The organism is Candidatus Babeliales bacterium (assembly GCA_019749895.1).
Classification (GTDB): domain Bacteria; phylum Babelota; class Babeliae; order Babelales; family RVW-14; genus AaIE-18.
This window is the reverse complement of the sequence record JAIEPG010000003.1, coordinates 50,955-70,584: the sequence shown is the minus strand read 5'-3', so window position 1 is coordinate 70,584 and position 19,630 is coordinate 50,955. Positions and strand designations below refer to the sequence as shown.

Sequence of the window (19,630 nt, the reverse complement as noted above, 5' to 3'; positions counted from 1 at the left end):
GTTATTATGAAACTTATTATCAAGCTTTTAGCTATTACTGGTTTATTATTAAACCTTTCGTCTCTTCAAGCAGCAGCTGGTCGCGTGGGAGCCCCAGTTGTACAAGTCACTGACTTGACCCAACAAAGCGATATGGGAACTTTTATAACGGCAACACCAGGCAACCCAGATCATGGAGCCGCGGTTGCAACAGTATTGTCTACTGCACCCATTTATGCCCGACTTGATGGCTCTCGCATAGTAACATTAACACCAGCCCAAGCAGCCGATTTGGTTGCTTACTTCCAAAACGATCCAGCTCAAGTTAGAAGCAGACTCGCTACAGACGGACAACTCGTCATTGACCAGTTAGAAAATCCGGACCATGCTGCCCCAGCAGCCCAAGCAATCTCGCAATTTAAACCTGCATTAGAAAAATCATGGAAACAAGCTCATCCAAAAAAAGCAAAACTTAAACAAGCACGTAACGTATTATTTTGGACAGGAGTAGTGGTTATCGGCGCTGTCATGATTATTATTCCAGTAATTGTGCTTACACAAGCTTCATCAAGAACTGAAGAATATTTAACAGAGCGCGTGTGGGGTCAATTGAATGAATATTTTAATATGCTTCTTACCTACATTTTTAACGAATTTCACGAACGTGTTATTGCCTATGGCAAGTTCAGTGCTGATGTAACAACGTCATTCATCCGCAACAATGCTACTTTTGCGGCAGAACAATTAACGCGCATTATTCCAACCATTGAAGACACAAGCAAAGCTTTTAATGCAACAACAACGGCTCTCTATCAAGAAATAACGCCACGTGTGTTTGAGATTGGCAAAGTAAGCAATGATACAATTGCATCAATTGCCAACTATCTTCTTGAAACTGGCAGAGTAAGTAGTGAAACATTGTTAACATTTATTAATCACAATCTCACGCTTACTTTTGATCGAGCGGCTGAATTACTTAATGTTACCAGCGAATACAATACAACACACACCTGCCCTGCGTTGCAGATATTGCCAAATGTAACATGCCCACCGTGCTCAACCGTAACAGGAACACTTATTGATCTTACTTCAGGAGCAAGTTCAATGTTGTCATCAGCATGGAATGCTCTACCAAGCTTTGCATCATCAAGCACGCCTGAAATAACAGACGTTCTTGCACACTTAGACTAGTTTTTTAGAAACTAACCTATAAAAAAGCCCCTGAAAATTCAGGGGCTTTTTTTATTTTTTATGTAACCATTGCACAAATTTTTTAACTGCACGCAAGCGGTAGGCAAACAGATCAAAGTTATCATCATGCCGCATTTGAACATACGTTTTGTCAGAACCATCTGGTAAAAAGATATCGTCAAATGGCAAACGCGGATGCGCATTAAACACCGCCGGTTTTACCACCTGTCCTAAACACTCACCTTCAAACGTGTGAAACGACGTTGGTCCGTCAACATAAATTAAGTACAAAAAAAAGCGTGCGCGATCGCCCTGCTCTACCAACTTAAAAATGCCATCAAAGCCAATACCCTGAAACAAAAACTTAGTCATAGTACCCGGGAATTTATGGTACTTGTCAAAGTAAACACCCGCATCGTCAACCAGCAACGGCTTACCCAACAAGCTCCACGCCTGCTGCGCTTTGTGCAACGCAATTGCCAACTGGTCGTCCGTTTGCTGTTCTTGCAGATCAACGTCTGCTTGCAACAGTTTAATTTCTGGCGCGTAGGTGCTTAGGAACCGCTCTACTTCTTCAAACTTGCCAGCGTTGCCGGTAACATAATATAATTCAAAACTCATGACTGATTCTTTTCTTATAAACTACAAAAAAGGGCCCCGCAAAATACGTAGCCCTTTTTTGTAGAAACTTTTTTTAGATTTCTAAAACTATTTATCAAATCGTCGCGCTGAAGAAGAAGATGATGATGAATTTTCTTCTTTTTCAATAAACGTAATCGCTTGACCAATCTTGTTGGCACGACCAGTACGTCCAATGCGGTGTATGTAATCTTCATGTGTTTGTGGCAAGTCGAAGTTGATAACGTGCGAAACGTCGTCAATATCAATACCACGCGCTACCACGTCGGTTGCCAAAAGAATTTTGACCACACCATCTTTAAAGTCTGACAATGCTTTTTTACGCTGCGCTTGCGTCTTGTTGCCATGAATCGTCGCAATTTTAAAACCACGATCTCGCAAACTCTTTGCCAACTTGTCGGTTGAACGCTTGGTTCTAACAAAGATAATAACTCTGGTAAAATCAGGCTTAATCAACAAATCGTGCAATACTTCAATCTTGTTTCTTGGATCAACCGTAATCACTTCTTGGTTTACGTTTTCGGCAGACTGACGTGTCTTAACACTGATAGAAACGGGATTGTGCAAGAATTTGTCGATAACGTCTTTGATCTCTTTAGAAATGGTTGCTGAAAAGAACACGGAATGACGGTCTTTGGGCAATTTATTAATGATATACTTCATATCATTGATAAAGCCCATGTCCAGCATGGTATCAACTTCGTCCAACACAATAGAATTGTATCGGTTGAGTCTCAAGTGACCATTTTGTTCAAGATCTTTTAATCTGCCTGGCGTGCCAATAACAAACTCAGGATCTTGTTGCAACGTGCTCATTTGCTGTCTGATATTCAAACCGCCAATACACAACACCGAAAAGAAACCAGTATGCTTAGCAAAATATGCAAGCTCATCTTGAATTTGAGCAGCTAATTCTCTGGTTGGCGTAATAACCAAAACTCTGTTGGTTTTGCCCGTCAATAAACGGTTAACCAATGGAATTAAGAAAGCCGCTGTTTTACCAGTACCGGTATTAGCAGTACCAACAACGTCTTTACCTTCAAGAATGAGCGGGATTGCTTGGTCTTGAATTGGGGTTGGGGTAACATAACCACGCACCTTAATATTTTTCTTAAGTTGCTCTTCAATTAAAAAGTCTGAAAATTGATGCTTTGAGTCATACATTGGTGCAGCAACCTGCTCTTCAACTTTGCGCATAAAATCTGAAGGATTAAACTTCTTGATCACGCGACGTGATGATGAACCGCCTTGTTGCGAGCTACCACGACGTGGCGCTGATGACGATGACGGACGAGAACCTGGTTTGCTTGTTGTTGTGCGTGATGCCGGGGATTTGAAGAACTTCTTTTTGCCGACTGGCTTTTTGCCTGAATTGTCGGGCTTATCGTAATGTGACATAAATTCCTGAAAGTAATGAAAAAAAGAACATGGGCCTGGCCTCACAAAAAAAATCAAGTGTGCCCGACAGGACTCGAACCTGTGGCCTACGGATTAGAAATCCGTTGCTCTATCCAGCTGAGCTACGGGCACATAAATGGTCGGGGCGGCCAGACTCGAACTGGCGACCCCTCGCTCCCAAAGCGAGTGCGCTACCAACTGCGCTACGCCCCGACAAATTGCACGTATTTCTTTTGCGTGTAATAACAAAGATCTAAAGCTAACTGGTTACAAGCTAGCTGGGGTGAGCGACGGGGCTCGAACCCGCGACGTCCAGAACCACAATCTGGTGCTCTACCAACTGAGCTACGCCCACCGTGTTTAGCCACAAGGCATATTCAAACGAATACGACCCCATTATATTTTGTTTCACGATAAAAATCAAAAAAACTTTACTCTTTTTTCAAATTTCTTCACTTTTACCCCAATTAAGGGTTTACAAACACAAACTGATCGTACGAATTTCTTAAAAATCTAAATAGCAAACTGGCACTCTTGGTCACTAAATCAGCCTGCTGTTCAAGCCACTGCTCAGCTTTTTTGCCCATGAGCTCACGCTTTTCTTTGTGTAACACCAAGTCTCTTACACACTCAAGAAGTTGCGCATCAGTAACTTTACGTAACCCACCGACTTGCTCAAGCTGATCAATAGCCTGCTTAAAGGTCTCATGGTGCGGCCCAACAATAATTGGATTTGCCCACACAGCAGGCTCCAGAACATTATGACCACCAACAGGCACAAAGGTGCCACCCAAACAAAAAACATCAGCCAATGGATGCAAGCTGAAAAGTTTGCCCATGGTGCACACCAGCACAATGTCATGCTGTGGCAAAATTTCGTTGGCCAAATATTTGAGCGCATCAGAACTTTGGTTCAACACGGTTGTTTGATTGTCCCACATAAATGCCCGATACCCAGTCTTTTCAACTTCTTGTACCAACTTTTCTTTCCATGCAAAATGACGCGGTGCAATAATCAGTTTTAAATCGGGCTGCTCAAGCTTTAACGTTTTGTACAATCCAAGATATCCATCGAGCTCACCATCATAAATCGAACCCAGCAACAGCGTACAAAACTTATGATTGCGGTACTGGCCGTATGGCTGCGTAAAGGCTTTTTCACAGGCAATTCGCTTTGCCTGAACATTGTAACACTTCACATCACCCATCGAACTAATGCGCTCTGGTGCCACATCAAACTTTTCTATCAAGTCGACCTTAGCCTGCTCATGCTGGGCAAAAATATAATCAAAAGCATTCAAAAGCGACGAATAAACAAATTTTAAGCTGGACCACAACAATGCATTGCTGCCCGAAAGATAAGCATTCAACAAATAAATTGGCATGCCCTTCATTTTTGCCAGCATAATCATGTTTGGCCACAACTCATGCTCCAGCACCACAATGGCTGTTGGCTTAATGCGGTCAAAGGCCAACAACATTGAGGCCAGCGCATCGTACGGCAAGAGACTCACATAATCAGCCTTCAAGGTCTTTTCGGCCATCTGCTTGCCTTCTGGCGTGCTTGCAGTCACATAACATTCAACTTCTGGCATTGTTTCTTTAACTTCATTAATTAAGCGCTCAATCGAAAGTACTTCACCAGCCCGCAAAGCATGAAACCAGATTACCGGCTTGTTGCCCTGCACTTTTGGCACTATACCAATCTGCTCTTTCACTTCCTGAATACTACTGCGCGCTACAATATTTTTGACCGCAACGTAGGGAATAAATAACGGAAAGAGAAGCATTTGCACAAACTGATACACAATAAACAACATCATAATATTCATACAAAAGCCCCTTTAGTTTAACTGTTTAAACAACTGATCAAGATTTTTTTTAACCATCACGGCCTCGCTTCCAAGCCAATTGGCCGCATTAGCTCCAGCTTGCACACGCCGTTCAGCGTGCTCCAACAATAAACGAACCTGCTGCTCAAGCTCATTGTAGTCTGCAACTTTAACCAGCGCTTGGTGCTGCTCAAGCCGGTCGGCATGGTCTTGGCAATTAGCATGGTATGGACCCACAATGCACGGCTTACCCCACACTGCTGGCTCAAGCAAATTGTGACCACCAACGGGGACAAACGTACCACCTAAAAAGAAAATGTCGGCCAGCTGATACAAGCCAAAAAGCTTGCCCAACACACACACCGAAACAATATCGTATTGCTGCAAAATGTTTTCAGCAATCTCACGAACAGGATCTGCAGCGTTGTTAAGTTGTGCACAGTGCTCATCCCAGACCAACGATGCATAGCCGGTTGCCGCCGTGCTGGCCCGCAGCTGAGCAAGCCAATTAAAATGACGCGGCGCCAAAACAAGTTTTAATGACGGATAAAGTGGTTTGAGCGTTACAAAAAGTTTCAGATAATGATCAAGCTCGCCGGCATGCACCGAGCCAACTAACAGGACCAGATGGTTACGTACCACCGCAGCCCCCTTATCCTTCGACAAGCTCAGGACGTACGGGGGCTCAGGACGAAAAGCTGTAAGGCCATCTTGATGTGTTAGGCAAAGCTCAGGCGTAGCCCGTACGTCCTGAGCTTGTCGAAGGATAGGGCGAAGCTGATCACGCTTTGCAACAACGTTAAATGCTTTAATGTTGCCCAGCACCGAAAGCTTTGTTGCACTCACGCCAAGCTCTTCAAATGCCTGCACATCGTCTTGGCTCTGCGCAAAGACATGCTCAAAGGCATTGAGCAGCTGCGCATACAGCCACTTAAAAAGTTTCATACGTTTTTTTGAGCGCGGGTTAACACGAGCATTAAGCAGGTACAATGGGATTTTGAACCAGCGGGCGACCATAATCAAGTTGGGCCACAAATCGGCCTCAACAATCATAAGAGCCTTGGGCCGAATGCGTTTAAACGCCATAACCATGGGAAGAAAAAAATCAAACGGCAAAAAGCTGACCACATCGGCACCCAAAAATTTGCATGCCATTTGATAACCCGCAACCGTGCCGGTGGTCACATAACACACTGCGTCAGGATTTTTTTGTTTGAGATCAGCAACCAGCTGCTGCACCGCCAAAATTTCGCCAACCGAAACGGCATGCAGCCACAAAGACTTTTTGCTTGACGACACCCGGGGTACCAAACCAAAACGCTGAGCAACATTACCAAAAACCGGCTTACCTTTAAAACGGCGTAGAACTAAATAAAGCCCAACAATGGGCAGTATAACCATTTGCAAACATTGATACGCAACAAAGATAGTTCCCAGCATCATGAACAACCCTTCAAAAAATATTTGTTAATAGCTTAACAGCCTACCACAACGCCTCTTTTTTACCACCAAGCCAACGTACACACTTGTTTGTCAAAACTCTAGACCTCTTTTTTCTTATTTTTTAGACTAACGGGTGTGAGCTTGTAAGAATTTTTATAGGTCAATTTTTAATAAATTGGATACGTCATGAAGATTATTGTTGCTTATTTTTTAGCTGCTTTAATGATTGCTAACAACGCCCTGGCTCTGGCAACATGCACCTTATGCGAAAACAAAAAATTGATGGTTTTATCGCCCCAAACCATAAGTAATTTTATTAAAAAAAACGCACGATGGCACCTAGAAAAAACAGAGAGCAACCAACAATTTGTCTGCTCTGAGCCCTGCAATTTTATTGACGCAGCACGCATTATCAACTGCATTGCCACCATTGCTGAAACACAACAACACCACCCAGATATTATCGTTACACAAGAAAGCATAACAATTTCTATCTACACGCACTCACAAAACGCTCTGACAGGAAAAGACATAGCTTTTGTTACAGCAGTTGAAAAAGAACTAAAAAATATAGCACTAACACCCAGTTCTTTAGACAAAAAAATAAGCAAAGAGAGCGTTGAACAACGCTGCTCCGCCCAAGAATTGACCACTTTTTTAGCTGAGAATCAGTTCTGGCGCTTAGCTCCAGATTCTTCAGCCTTGCAATTTTCTTATGATACCCCAAATTTTACAAACATTGCTCACGCACTTGAACAATGCTTGCAGCTGGAAACTATTAATGCTCAGATTGTTGAAGTATTGTTGAGTTACGGAACCTGCTCAGTAACATTGCGCAGCAGCAATAACTATATTTCAACGGATACGCTCGCTCAGGCACAAGAGTGCCAACGTATCTTTGATCATTTCATCGCACAATAAAAAAGGGCTCCGGTTGGAGCCCTTTTTTATTGCGTACAAATATTACTACGCAGTTGTTTGCTTAAAGCGAATCGAATCTAAAAACTCTGCCTGCCCTTTGCATGCGTACACAATGTGTGGATTTTCTGGCGGATAGTCGCACGCTTTAAAAAGAACCGCCCTGTTGCCAACCGGCAGCAATACATCTTGTTGCACCGGCACAAGCGTTAAGCCAAGCTCACGCGCTTTGATACTAAACAAGGTCTGGTCGTGACGGGCCCAGCCAAAGCCAAGCGGCCCAGAGCCATCATCTTCAAAGTTTTTAATATCTTTTGCCAGCTCATAAATTGGCAACAAATACTCGTTATATGCTTTACTCACTTTACTAATTCCCTGAACGGCAGCATAAAGATTAGAATCAGCGGCAATATATTCACGTGTAGGATCTTCAAGATTAAACAAATCCATCACATGTTTGGTGCAATGAGCACGAATGGTAAACAGAATATTACGGTCACCAATCCACCACTCCTGATCGGCCAACAAAAAGTAGCCTTGTTCTTGAATGTAACGAAACACATCGTCAAGCGGTTTAAGCACTACAGCTCCTGCGTCCAAGTATAAAACATAATCAAACATGTCCAGCGCTTGCTTAATTACTACCGGCTTCCATGCATACCAGCCCGGAGCCGATTTACCCTGATCGCTCGTTTCAAAACGCGTCAACAGATCGGGGTTGACCATTTCAACATCATAAACGTTTACTTTCTCAATTGTGTTGAGCAAATCACGCTGTTCTGTAGTCAAGCCAAGATCAAATACCGCAATCTCTTCTGTTTTGTCAAAGTTGCTTTTGTGAATACTGCCAATCAAATGACAGAGAAAAAGAAAAAAACCGGCGTTAGCTGCGGTACAATAATACTGCTTATCACTGATCTCTTGAACCTTGGTTATTTGCGCAACATCAGCACAAACTGGACGAGCAACAGAAATAACCAACAGTAATAAACTGATATATTTTTTCATCATTATTTTACCTTTTCTACATCAACAGGATTGTCTGTTAAATAATGTTTCTTCAAAAATGATAGCGCTTTTTTACGCGTATCAACCTGCGTTGGACGTGCTTCGCGTGCAAGCGTTAACATGTTGATCATATTCACACATGCCTGCACTTGAATATCGCCGCCCAAATTTTTTTGTTGTTTTTCTTCCCAACTCTTCTTATCATACTCCTTCTTTTTGCCATCTTCGTCCGTATGATGCTCACCATCGTCATCTTCATCATCTTCTTCTAGTCCATCGCCATCTTCACGTTCGGCTTGAGCCTGCTCTTCTTCTTGCTTGCCTGCAGAACCAAACAAACGGCGCCAAAAGCTCTTTTTCTTTTCAGCCGGCTCATCTTCTTTTACTGCTTCATCTTTTTTGCCGCCAAGATCTTTAACTTCTTGAACGGTAATATGATGCTTAAGCGAACTTTCTTTACCAAAAAATTCTTTTACCCACTTCATTTCTTTGACCGGCACAATTTTTGGTTTAACAATAAAATCTGGTTTAATACCAATTGCCTGCAAAGAATGCTCGTCGGGCAGGTAATACAACATGGTGGTAAGCTTGAGCGCGCAACCATTTTTTATTGGAATCAGCTCTTGAACCGAACCTTTACCAAACGTTGGAATGCCCACCAAAAAGACCATGAGCTTACTGTTCTCATCTTTTTGTGCGTGATAACGCAAACAGCCGGCCAAAATTTCGGCAGCTGATGCAGCAAAGTTGTCGATCAAAATAAAGATTGGCACCGTGCTATGCAAAATGGGATCGGTAAACGTTTTGTATTCGGTAATAATGGTGCCTTTATTGTCTTTTGTTAAAACAACCGGCGAATTTTTTTGCAAGAAAAGTCCGGCCATGTCAATGGCAGAATCGAGCGTACCACCAGGGTTTCGGCGCAAGTCGAGCACTATGCCTTTGCAACCACCCTTGTTTGCCTTTTCAAGCAACAGTTTAACTTGTTTTGCAGCAACTTCATTAAAAATTGATAACGACACATAATAAATATCAAGGTCTTTAAAGCGGTACGAAAGCGATGTTTGGTCTTTGATAATGTCGCGCGTTATCACATATTCGCGTGGCTTTTTTTTGCGAATAATTTTTATTTTTACTTTAGTTTTAACTTTGCCTTTAAGCTTGGCAATAACCTCATCAGACGACAGCCCCTTGAGTTTTTCACCGTCAACTTCAACAATTTTATCACCAGCTTGCAAGCCAGCCTTGTGCGCCGGGCCGCTTTGCACCACGTCTACAATTGCCAGCGCATCATCGTCGGGCGCTTTGGTTATCACACTCACGCCAATACCAGGAAACTCTCCCGATGTTGATTCTTTGGCATCTTTGTAACTCTTTGGACCAAAAAATGCCGAGTGCGCATCAACTTGTGCAACCGCAGATTTTAGTGAATCTTGAATAAACTTTTCAAAATCAACAAACCGAAATGACTTGTCTTCAATCAAACTAATCACTTGTGAGTAGGTTTGAAACCATTTATAAATATCGCGCTCATTGTCTTTGGGATCTTTTTTAGGTTTTTTCTTAAGATTCTTTTTCTCAGTCTTTGCAAGCTTTAACGACTTTTTATCATCATCGTGCTCTTGCACCGCCAATGCCGGTTGTTTGGTTGGTCCTGCCTGCACCTTTTTTGGCTGAGCGGTCACAACTTTTTGCGGCGGCTTAGAAACTTTTTTTTGCTCCTGGACAACTTTTTTTTGAGTTGTCTTCTTGGCAACTAAAGCACTCGGATTACCAGCCTGCAACGATACGACTGAAAAGAAATACAGTATAAGAATAGGTATTTTTTTCATCTTCTCTCCTCTCCTTTGCAAAATTTTACTAAAAATCTTACGCTATTCTGATGTAAGCTTAGACCAAATATTACGGAAGTCTAACCCGTTTATAATATCGATAAATCTTATGAATACACAAACCAGACCGGTAGAGCTCAGACAAAACGTTCTCATTGTAACCGGCCTTTCAGGCGCAGGGAAAACCAGTGTTATGGAGGCCCTTGAAGACCTTGATTTTTATTGCGTAGACAACCTACCGCTGCCGTTACTCACTACTTTTTTACAACTCACACAAAAAAAGCCAATCCCTTTCCACAACATTGCGCTGGGCATAGACGCCCGCGGCGAAGAGTTTTTACACGATTTTACGCACGAAATTGCAAAGCTGAAAAAAATTACCAACAACAATGTAAAAGTTCTTTTTTTAAACGCTAACGAACAAACATTGCTCCAGCGCTTTCAAGAAACACGACGCAAACACCCACTTGCTCACGGCATTGACGTAACTCGAGCAATTAAAAAAGAAAAAAAGATTCTTGAACCAATTGCCGAAACAGCAGACATTCTTTTAGACACTGACGACTTTAATATTCAAGAGCTACGCCGCTGGATCCGTCAGTCATTTTCGGGCGAAAAGCAACGGCACGTTTATGCCAATTTAATTTCGTTTGGTTTTAAATATGGCGTACCGCAAGAAATAAATTTGTTGTACGACTTACGATTTTTGCCCAATCCTCACCACATTCTCTCGCTCAAAAACTTTACCGGCAAGCAACCAGAAATTACCAACTACTTGTTCAAACAACCAGCCGTTACTGATTACTGGGACCGCCTGCGCGACTTTTTGAGCTACCACTTAAAAAAGTATCATGAAGAGGGACGATTTTTTGTCACCATCGGTATTGGATGCACCGGGGGCAAGCATCGATCGGTAGCATTTGTAGAACAACTGGCAAAAGAACAATGGAATAATGTAACCTTTCTGACAGAGCACCGCGATATTGGAAAGGAATAAAAATGCAAAAAAAACATCTAATTCAAGGCGCCCTGTTACTTATGCTTGGCATAGGAATGGGGCATTATCTTGTTTTCAACCCCAACGGCCTACAAATGCAAAAGAGACTCAAGGCAACCATTGCTCAAGAACAAACAAAAGTTGACGACCTGAAACAAAAAATAGCCGCCCTTGAACAAGAATTAACTACCTGGCGCGAAGACAGCTTTTATCAAGAGAAATTGGCGCGCGAAGATCTGCTCATGAGCTATACCAACGAAATGGTCTACTTCATTAAATAGGATCTGACATTCTTGGGAAATTAGGGTATAATTGTCGGTACTTAAGGCAATAGCTATAATCAAACCCCTTAAAAATGTCAGGGTGCTCATGAAAGACGAAAAAAATTTGACCACACCACCACACAATGAACATGCCGAACCAAAAGAGCATGAATTCCGTGTTGAAAAGGTCAATCATATGCGCGCTGCTCACGTTGAGCCATGGCCAAGTTTTGAGCCCGTCAGCGCAACAACGCAGCAAGCAAATTTACATTTCCAACAACATCAAGACGAAACAAAAGAGTTTTCTCTTGCCGGTCGCTTAATGATTATTCGCGATCATGGAAAAACTTTTTTTGCACGCCTGCAAGACCGCAGTGGGCAACTTCAACTGTACATAAAAAAAGATGTCATTGGCGATCAGTCATTTGAACATTTTACCAAAGACATTGATCTTGGGGATATTGTCTGGGTTCACGGCACACTCTTCAATACCAAAACTGGTGAAATTACCATGCGTGTTGAAAAGTTCAAACTATTGAGCAAGTGCCTGCATCCCCTTCCAGAAAAATACCACGGCCTTGTTGACGTTGAGCACCGCTACCGCCAACGCTATCTTGATTTAATGAGCAACCCAGAAAGTCGCGAAAAATTTAGAAAGCGCTCTGGCATTGTTCAGTCAATCAGACACTTTTTGCAAGAACATGATTTTATGGAAGTCGAAACGCCCATGCTGCACCCAATCCCTGGTGGTGCTGCTGCGCGGCCATTTGTCACGCACCACAACGCGTACGACATGCAACTCTTTTTGCGCATTGCACCCGAGCTGTATCTCAAACAATTGGTAATTGGCGGCTTTGAACGCGTGTTCGAAATTAACAGAAATTTCCGCAACGAAGGCGTTTCAACCAAGCACAATCCTGAATTTACCATGCTTGAGTTTTATATGGCACACGGCGATTATCACACCGGCATGGAGCTGACTGAAAAGCTTATTCAAAACGCAGTACTGCAAAACTTTGATTCGTTAACTATTGATTATCAAGGTCATCAGCTCGACTTTACCGCACCGTTCAGACGGCTTACTATCAAAGATTCGCTCTGCGAGATTGGTGGGCTTACGCCAGACGAAATCACTGAAGAAAACATCGACAACACTATTAAAAAGTTGGGTGTTGAGTTGCCAGGCAAGCCAAACTACGGCATGAAGATTTTTGGGCTCTTTGAAGAGTGTGTTGAAGAAAAAATTGTTCAACCAACGTTTATCATCAGCTACCCACTTGAAGTTTCGCCACTGGCAAAGCGTGACCCACAAGACCCAACCATTGCCGCTCGCTTTGAACTTTTTGTCATGAGCATGGAACTTTCAAACGGCTTTACCGAGCTTAACGATCCATTCGATCAAGCTGAACGTTTTAAAGCACAAGTACAAGCACGCACCGATGGCGACCATGAAGCACATCATTACGATGCCGATTTCATTAGAGCGCTTGAATACGGCTTACCACCAACAGTTGGCGTAGGTATTGGTATTGACCGACTGGTTATGTTGCTCACCAACACCAACTCAATTAAAGATGTTATTCTTTTCCCAACCATGAAAAAAGCAGCACACAAAGAATAAGTAACAATCAGGCCATCGGATAACACCGATGGCCTTTCTTCAATTTTTCCCAAATTCCAGTACACTGCTATAAAACAAAAGAAAATAGTTAAGCATTTAGCTTGAAGGAACTCATGGAGACTGTTGCCACAAAAACCCCCTCACGCACCAAAAAGCGTGCAAGCGATGTCTTAACAATCCAAGGAACCAAATACTTGTGGCAACTGAAAAAATCTGACGCCGACGCTATCCGCCAGATCAGCATGACACACAACATCAGCAGCGCAGTGGCGCATGTTTTGTACTCACGCGGCTACCACGACGACGATGCCATTCGTTCATTTCTTTTTAGCTCGTACGAACGCGATGTCCCTCACTCAGGACTTTTAAAAGGCGCACATGCTGCCACTAAACGTCTTTTAGAAGCTATTGAAAGAAAAGAAAAAATTCTTATTTTTGGTGACTACGACGTTGACGGCGTAACGTCTTCGTCGCTTGTTTTGCTTGGCCTGTTGCCACTTGGCGCACAAATAAACTTTTTCTTGCCCAACCGCAAACGCGACGGCTACGGCCTTTCAAGCAAGATTGTAAAACGCGCAAAAGAAAATGGCTACAGCCTGATTATCACGGTAGACAACGGCATCACGGCAATTCAACCAGCACTTGATGCACAAGAGGTTGGCATTGATTTGATTATTACCGACCATCACCGCCCGCACGACCACGTGCCAGAAGCACTAGCAATTGTAAACCCCAACCAAGTTGACTGCCCCTACCCGTACAAATCATTGGCTGGCGTTGGTGTTGCTTTCAAAATTATCAGCTTAATTTATGAACAAAAAAATCTCCCACTGCCCGACAAAGTTTATGAGCTTTTAATGTTGGGCACGGTTGCCGACGTAGTACCCATGCTGGGCGAAAATCGTTACTGGGTACGCTATGGCCTGAGCAAAGTTAACAAACAGCGTAGTACCGCCATGAATGTGATGACCACCAACAGCAAGCTCACCAAAAATGTTTTGGGCTCATTGGATATTGGTTTTATGGTTGCACCACAAATTAACGCGCTGGGCCGGCTGGACGACTGCCGCGAAGCAGTTAAATTTTTAATCAGCTCAGATTATGCAGAAGTACAGCGCATTGGCGAAATTTTGCAAAGCATGAATGAAGAGCGCAAAAAAGTTGAACAACGTATTTATAGCGATGTTGAAGGCGCAATTGTACAAAAGCAAATCGACCTTGCACGTGAAAATATTATTGTTGCTGCACATGACAAATGGCCAGCAGGTGTTATAGGTTTGGTTGCCGGCAAGCTAATGCACAATTACGGCAAACCCACTTTTTTGTTTCATCACGACAAACAAAACCGCTTACTCAAGGGCTCGTGCCGCTCTATTCCAGAATTCGACGTTTTCAATGCACTGCACGACAGCAAAGATCTCTTAGTCTCATTTGGCGGCCACTCATGCGCTGCCGGCTTGGCGCTGGCACAAGACAACCTGCCCGAACTTAAAGCACGCCTTGAAGAACGCGTTACCGCCATGGTTTCGCCAAAAGATTTGCAACCAAAAATTGTCATTGACGCACAGCTTGAGCTGCCCGAAGCAACAAAAAAACTTGTGGACGATTTGAGCATGCTCGAGCCTTTTGGTAATGCCAACCCACAGCCAGTTTTTTTAATCAAACAAGCAACACTACTCAAAGAACCAACCCTACTCAAAGATAAACATTTAAAATGCTCTATCTTTTCTGAAGGCATGATTAAGCCCATTATCTTTTTCAACCGCCCCGATTTATATTCGCTTTTGCTCGAACTTGGCGACAAGCCGTTTAGCGTTGCCGCGTACGTGGTTACTAATGAATGGCAAGGAAAAACGAGCATTGAGCTGCAAGGTTTAGACATTAGCATTACATAGTTTTAATCAAAAAAAGGTTTTATCATCATGAAAATTGTTTCACGCTTAACAATTTTTTTTATGTTTTTTTGTCTTTCAACGTGTCACTTCAAAGATGTACCATTAAGATGCCAAGGTCCTTTACCAAGTCTTGCTTGGGACTCTTCAAGAATGATCGTCTTCAAAACATACAACTGCGTATGCCCACCAGAAAAACACGCTCATGAGGATGAAGAGTCTGTTGAATTTGAAACAGAACACCATAATATTCTTGAAGTGAGCATGGCTCACGATTTAATTTTTACTGCTGGCAGTGAACACACAATAAAAATTTGGTCGTTAACGGGAGATCTGCAACAAACAATTTTTACGAAAGAATACACCTCCCTTACAGCCATTGCGGCAGATAAAAAAATATTGATTGCTGGATATGAAGATGGCTCTGTTGACGTTTGGCGCCGACTTCCTTCTCAAAACGAATCGGCTTTTCTTTTTTCTCCAGATCCAATCATTACCATGAAACTCTGCGGTTTTCGAACAATAACGAACATTCTTGTAACAGGACCAGGTTCATTTGTTAGCACTAATGAAGATGGTGAAAAATTCGAATTTTCATTTGCAAAGAAAGGCAATCGTAAAAACCGAAACAGATAAGATCATAAAAAAGGAGAGAAGAGTATGATCAAACAATTATTATCATGGTGTATTATAGGGCTTATAACACACCATACATATCTTAATACCGAAGTGTTTAAATCAGATGGCACCAAACCTGTTTTTATTGAGCTAGACCCCACACACAAACACGTTCATTATTTAGCACACCAACAAACAGATGATCTTGAAAACTGCCTGCAAACAGAGCTTGAAGAATACGTTTTTGGCGAACCAACCCGTGCACGACGCGCAACGTTTAAGCAAGAAACATTTTATATCGGCGGCGACAGCCTGGTAAACACACCAAACGAACTACCAACGCCCTACAGCACCAGCCGCCAACAATATCTTATACGCGCCAACGAATTGCGCGCGGCAGGCATTGAAACATCTGCCTTCATCAAACTTTCTTTTGATGTTGGACAAACATCGTTTGCCCTTGACAGCGCCTACAAGGGCCTTGCCAACCTGACCATAAAAATTGGCCACACGCACGCATCTGAACTTACCAATTTTGAGCAAAATCTCCCAACACACTACTCGACCATTTTGTACGCAGAAAAAATCGGCTGGAATGATCATGCTTTTTTTCAACCGTTTTATTGGGACGGCGTACGCAATGTGATTATTGAAATCAATGCTCAAGCACACGGCACACCAGGGGGGGCTGGCGTTAACCAATCACTGACCGACTTTGTTGCAAGTATTGCACAAGGCGCTGATGATACTGACCATTACTTCCAACGCCCAAATATAAAAATTACCGCAATAGCAAGCCAACTCAACCGACCAATGCGCATTACTACACCACTCACGTTCTTCGCGGCACAAAAAGCTGGACACCGCTGGGCACTGGGACAAGACAATACCTTGTATTATTGGAATGATAAAATTTGGCAACCCATTAACAACGAAACTATTGAAACGATTGTTGATTTTGTCGCTATGAACAACGCCGGCCAGATCTACTGCTTAAACGAACGCGGTCAACTATTTTTTGCACACGACCAAGGAACTACAACACTCTGGCAGCCTTTTGCAACAGATCTTACCTTTGCAGAGCTTTCACTTTCAGACCAAGAAACACTCTTTGGGCTGGCACACAATCGTCGCGATATGTATCAACTTGACGGTACTCACTGGAATTTTATACGGTCGTTTAGAAAAGAGATTTCGCTTAAGAAAAAGTCTTAAACACACGCACAGTATTTTATTGTTGAATTTGAGGAGTCCGTCATGAAAATAGATCGCTCTCACTCATTCTCTATCATTCTTTTTTTATGTTTTTTTATGTCGAACTACGCAAGCGCAACCGCGCTTGATGATTTACAATCAACGCTCAATGTGCTCAAAGCAAAGCTGGTTGAATTGACCAGTCAGCTGAGTGGTTTGGCGGGGACTCCAACCACTGGAACATCAGGTTCTTTGCCAATCACGGGCACATCAAGCTCAACGTCTGGAACTTCACAAACAGCCCCAGAACACTTGGCAGAAGCTCTTGCCCAAACCATGCCTGGCGGTTTAGATCTTAATGGGCAAATTGAATGGACAAGAAATCACATTGGTACCTTGCGACAACTGTTGAATGATGCGGTTGAAGAAACAAACCAACAATCAGAAACAATACTCGTCCCAACAAGCACTATAGCGCCTGCCTTGTTCAATAAATACGCACACTTGGTCGATCCATATTTTGATCCAAATTCTGATATTGTCGCAACTGATCTGGACCATCAAGAAAGATTTGACGAAACATACGAAGCTTTTGAAAATTTTGTGAGCAATGAAATAACAGAAGCAGACGTTGCAAACTTGAAAGTTTTTGTACCTCAGTACATTAACACGGTGTTGGGCAAATATGCAGAGTTTAAGGAAATAGGAACACCTAAAATTGGACTTGGTATCGTTACGCCATATGATGCGGGTAACGCAAGAATGGCTCTGCTACATAGTCTGACAACCTCTAATATCTATCAACAAATAGATATACACAGTGAAACGGTCTTTGACATTCTAACACACACAGCTCAACAGGCGAATCTAGTACTACAAATACCACCCCTTGGAGAAATAGTACTTGAACAGCTCTTGCCCAATGAAATGGTTGGATATGAATTGTTAGATCTTATAACCAGCAGCCAGCCGTTACTCAGAAACCCTCAAAAATATGCCAATAAAATACGCCAAATCATCGATTTCTGTATCGTACTATTTTCTAAACCAATTCCACCAAATAACGAGCCGGCAAAATCTTTTGAAGACGGCTACAACTTACTTATTGCTCAACTAAAATTGCAACGAGGAAGCCTCTTGTGCGCTTACATGCTCCTCAAAGCAGGTTCAGAAAATCCACTATTTTTGGAATGGTTACATCACGAACAATTTTTAGTGTGGGCACTAAAAGCAGCAATGTACTACATCGATCAAGAGCCTCAATATAACGACACACCCGCCCGCACAGAACTGTACATTATTTATGAAATCCTCAAGCATATACAACGAAGCAAAAGCGGGTCAGATGCCTTGCTAGCAGCTTGCCGCGCATATATTCAAGACACAAGCAACGTGGAAGGCGAGCCCAATGAAGGTAAGTTTGACAAACCAGAATATGGTAATCATGGCTGGCAAATTAAGCGCGACATTTTCAGAACAATCCTTGCCAGAAAGTTACTTGAAGCAGCATATCGCTATGAAGCAGGAGAAAAAAAAGCTCGCCAAAAAATAGCTGAACAAGAAGCTTTAATTATTCATCTCGATGCACAAAAGCGACACCAAGAAGAACTAGAACGTCAACACCAAGCACAAGAACAAGAACTCAACCGAAAAAAAGAAGAAGATAGAATAGCCGCATTGGCTGATGCAACCGCACAACAAGAAGCGGCAGCGGCGCTGAAACTAGCAAACAAAGAACGCAAACGCCAAGCACAAAAAGATGCAGCAATCGCAAAAGCACAAGAAGATGCAGCTGAAAAACAACGACTCGCAGCATTGCAAACAACATTTCAACAAGAAGAATTTAAGACTACGCAAACAAAATCTTTTGCAAGCAACACAAAGGCGTCAATTAATGCCTTGCGCGGATGGATCGAAAAAACACTTATTCCTGATGCACAGCAAAGCACTGCTCTCAGACCTGGGGGGGCACCGTACATTGCCAGCTTTAATGTAACTGGAGAAGCAACAACTGGTTGCAAAAAAACCGATATTATTGGCTGGCTCAAGTGGTTTGTAAAATGTCACGAAGAAGCACAAGACCCTTCAACGTCGTCATCTGGCATATTACAATCTCTAAAAACTCAAACTATCGGAGCCGATAACTGTTATGAAACTGCAATGAAACACACAACAATTATTGTTCAGAATATTTTGCACGATGCAGATTCACTCAGAACCAACCTCATACAAATCAACTCTGAGGGACTCATTCCAATAACAAACTTTTGCAAATTAGTTATCGAAGCAGAGAAATACAACCTCGCCGACTTCTCTGTTCCTGCGGACTACGAATTGATTGCCGATTTTATTTACCTCAATGTCATACCTGCAAGCGGCCAGGATGAAGATCGATTAAAAGATATTGTTACAAGAATTGCTACAGCACCTGACAGGCTAAAACCCTTCGCAAGAAAGTGTGCAACATTGGTAGAAATGTATATCAAAGAATTCTACAAACTTAACCAATTAACGGCCATAAGAAATGCTTTAATTGGTTATCCTTCTGACCCTGAAGCACAAAAACTTACCAGCGCTATTGATACATTGCCCGCATCATCAGGCCCATCAATAGCCGCCTCATCCCAATAAAAACAACATCATTTCACGATCTCACGTAAAAAGAGCCCCAACAGTTGGGGCTCTTTTTACTATGCCGATAACACTTAAAAAAACCCACTTTTTGCTTAAAACGCTGGTTTTTAGGGGGTCTTTTGACAAATCAACTTATAAAAAATATACTAATTGTAATAGATATTTAGAAAT

At 42.6% G+C, this 19,630-nt stretch carries 15 protein-coding genes and 3 tRNA genes; 9 read left to right on the top strand and 9 right to left on the bottom strand.

The window, feature by feature from the left end:
* Positions 1 to 6 precede the first annotated feature (6 nt).
* The gene (locus K2W90_03065) at positions 7 to 1,170 is read left to right on the top strand and encodes a hypothetical protein (GenBank protein MBY0353321.1); all 1,164 of its coding nucleotides are present in this window, start codon (positions 7 to 9) and stop codon (positions 1,168 to 1,170) included.
* A 51-nt stretch (positions 1,171 to 1,221) separates the two neighbouring features.
* Here K2W90_03065 and K2W90_03060 read toward each other — a convergent pair whose 3' ends face one another.
* The 7 genes from K2W90_03060 to K2W90_03030 form a co-directional block, all read right to left on the bottom strand.
* Positions 1,222 to 1,791, bottom strand: coding sequence for a hypothetical protein (locus tag K2W90_03060; protein ID MBY0353320.1), 570 nt, complete (start codon positions 1,789 to 1,791; stop codon positions 1,222 to 1,224).
* A gap of 87 nt (positions 1,792 to 1,878) precedes the next feature.
* A complete protein-coding gene (locus tag K2W90_03055) occupies positions 1,879 to 3,207 on the bottom strand; it encodes a DEAD/DEAH box helicase (GenBank protein ID MBY0353319.1) in 1,329 nt (442 codons plus the stop codon).
* 58 nt (positions 3,208 to 3,265) lie between these two features.
* Positions 3,266 to 3,339 (bottom strand) — tRNA-Arg (locus tag K2W90_03050).
* Between the two features lie 5 nt (positions 3,340 to 3,344).
* Positions 3,345 to 3,420: transfer RNA gene (locus K2W90_03045), tRNA-Pro, on the bottom strand.
* Between the two features lie 66 nt (positions 3,421 to 3,486).
* Positions 3,487 to 3,562: transfer RNA gene (locus K2W90_03040), tRNA-His, on the bottom strand.
* 112 nt (positions 3,563 to 3,674) lie between these two features.
* Positions 3,675 to 5,039 (bottom strand): hypothetical protein, encoded by a 1,365-nt coding sequence (locus K2W90_03035; protein ID MBY0353318.1) that lies wholly within the window; start codon positions 5,037 to 5,039, stop codon positions 3,675 to 3,677.
* A gap of 12 nt (positions 5,040 to 5,051) precedes the next feature.
* Positions 5,052 to 6,482: a hypothetical protein gene (locus tag K2W90_03030; protein ID MBY0353317.1), complete on the bottom strand. Its 1,431-nt coding sequence runs from the start codon at positions 6,480 to 6,482 to the stop codon at positions 5,052 to 5,054.
* Between the two features lie 186 nt (positions 6,483 to 6,668).
* On the opposite strand from K2W90_03030, the gene K2W90_03025 reads away from it, so the two are divergent.
* Positions 6,669 to 7,403, top strand: coding sequence for a 4a-hydroxytetrahydrobiopterin dehydratase (locus tag K2W90_03025; protein ID MBY0353316.1), 735 nt, complete (start codon positions 6,669 to 6,671; stop codon positions 7,401 to 7,403).
* Between the two features lie 45 nt (positions 7,404 to 7,448).
* On the opposite strand, the gene K2W90_03020 is transcribed toward K2W90_03025, so the two are convergent.
* Entirely contained in the window at positions 7,449 to 8,411 is a 963-nt protein-coding gene (locus tag K2W90_03020) for a hypothetical protein (protein MBY0353315.1), read from the bottom strand.
* Entirely contained in the window at positions 8,411 to 10,240 is a 1,830-nt protein-coding gene (locus tag K2W90_03015) for a PDZ domain-containing protein (protein MBY0353314.1), read from the bottom strand. The genes K2W90_03020 and K2W90_03015 overlap by 1 nt, the downstream gene beginning before the upstream one ends.
* Before the next feature lie 109 nt (positions 10,241 to 10,349).
* Between K2W90_03015 and rapZ the strand changes: the two genes are divergently transcribed.
* The 7 genes from rapZ (at position 10,350) to K2W90_02980 (ending at position 19,456) form a co-directional block, all read left to right on the top strand.
* The gene (gene rapZ / locus K2W90_03010) at positions 10,350 to 11,237 is read left to right on the top strand and encodes an RNase adapter RapZ (protein MBY0353313.1); all 888 of its coding nucleotides are present in this window, start codon (positions 10,350 to 10,352) and stop codon (positions 11,235 to 11,237) included.
* A 2-nt stretch (positions 11,238 to 11,239) separates the two neighbouring features.
* Complete coding sequence (locus K2W90_03005) at positions 11,240 to 11,518, top strand: septum formation initiator family protein (GenBank protein ID MBY0353312.1); 279 nt, start codon at positions 11,240 to 11,242, stop codon at positions 11,516 to 11,518.
* Positions 11,519 to 11,606: 88 nt separating this feature from the next.
* Positions 11,607 to 13,121 carry a lysine--tRNA ligase gene (gene lysS / locus K2W90_03000; protein ID MBY0353311.1) on the top strand — a complete coding sequence of 505 codons (1,515 nt, stop codon included), beginning with the start codon at positions 11,607 to 11,609 and terminating at the stop codon, positions 13,119 to 13,121.
* A 113-nt stretch (positions 13,122 to 13,234) separates the two neighbouring features.
* Positions 13,235 to 15,016, top strand: coding sequence for a single-stranded-DNA-specific exonuclease RecJ (recJ, locus tag K2W90_02995; protein ID MBY0353310.1), 1,782 nt, complete (start codon positions 13,235 to 13,237; stop codon positions 15,014 to 15,016).
* Between the two features lie 27 nt (positions 15,017 to 15,043).
* The gene (locus K2W90_02990) at positions 15,044 to 15,649 is read left to right on the top strand and encodes a hypothetical protein (protein ID MBY0353309.1); all 606 of its coding nucleotides are present in this window, start codon (positions 15,044 to 15,046) and stop codon (positions 15,647 to 15,649) included.
* A 24-nt stretch (positions 15,650 to 15,673) separates the two neighbouring features.
* A complete protein-coding gene (locus tag K2W90_02985; protein ID MBY0353308.1) occupies positions 15,674 to 16,846 on the top strand; it encodes a hypothetical protein in 1,173 nt (390 codons plus the stop codon).
* A gap of 42 nt (positions 16,847 to 16,888) precedes the next feature.
* Positions 16,889 to 19,456, top strand: coding sequence for a hypothetical protein (locus K2W90_02980; protein ID MBY0353307.1), 2,568 nt, complete (start codon positions 16,889 to 16,891; stop codon positions 19,454 to 19,456).
* The last annotated feature ends 174 nt before the right edge of the window (positions 19,457 to 19,630 follow it).

Bases quoted from the DNA above. Each gene is read 5' to 3' on its own strand.
- lysS (MBY0353311.1), top strand. From the start codon at position 11,607: ATGAAAGACGAAAAAAATTTGACCACACCACCACACAATGAACATGCC.
- K2W90_03020 (MBY0353315.1), bottom strand. From the start codon at position 8,411: ATGATGAAAAAATATATCAGTTTATTACTGTTGGTTATTTCTGTTGCT.
- K2W90_02980 (MBY0353307.1), top strand. From the start codon at position 16,889: ATGAAAATAGATCGCTCTCACTCATTCTCTATCATTCTTTTTTTATGT.
- K2W90_03065 (MBY0353321.1), top strand. From the start codon at position 7: ATGAAACTTATTATCAAGCTTTTAGCTATTACTGGTTTATTATTAAAC.
- K2W90_03055 (MBY0353319.1), bottom strand. From the start codon at position 3,207: ATGTCACATTACGATAAGCCCGACAATTCAGGCAAAAAGCCAGTCGGC.
- K2W90_03015 (MBY0353314.1), bottom strand. From the start codon at position 10,240: ATGAAAAAAATACCTATTCTTATACTGTATTTCTTTTCAGTCGTATCG.
- recJ (MBY0353310.1), top strand. From the start codon at position 13,235: ATGGAGACTGTTGCCACAAAAACCCCCTCACGCACCAAAAAGCGTGCA.
- K2W90_02985 (MBY0353308.1), top strand. From the start codon at position 15,674: ATGATCAAACAATTATTATCATGGTGTATTATAGGGCTTATAACACAC.
- K2W90_03035 (MBY0353318.1), bottom strand. From the start codon at position 5,039: ATGAATATTATGATGTTGTTTATTGTGTATCAGTTTGTGCAAATGCTT.
- K2W90_03005 (MBY0353312.1), top strand. From the start codon at position 11,240: ATGCAAAAAAAACATCTAATTCAAGGCGCCCTGTTACTTATGCTTGGC.
- K2W90_02990 (MBY0353309.1), top strand. From the start codon at position 15,044: ATGAAAATTGTTTCACGCTTAACAATTTTTTTTATGTTTTTTTGTCTT.
- K2W90_03060 (MBY0353320.1), bottom strand. From the start codon at position 1,791: ATGAGTTTTGAATTATATTATGTTACCGGCAACGCTGGCAAGTTTGAA.
- rapZ (MBY0353313.1), top strand. From the start codon at position 10,350: ATGAATACACAAACCAGACCGGTAGAGCTCAGACAAAACGTTCTCATT.
- K2W90_03025 (MBY0353316.1), top strand. From the start codon at position 6,669: ATGAAGATTATTGTTGCTTATTTTTTAGCTGCTTTAATGATTGCTAAC.
- K2W90_03030 (MBY0353317.1), bottom strand. From the start codon at position 6,482: ATGATGCTGGGAACTATCTTTGTTGCGTATCAATGTTTGCAAATGGTT.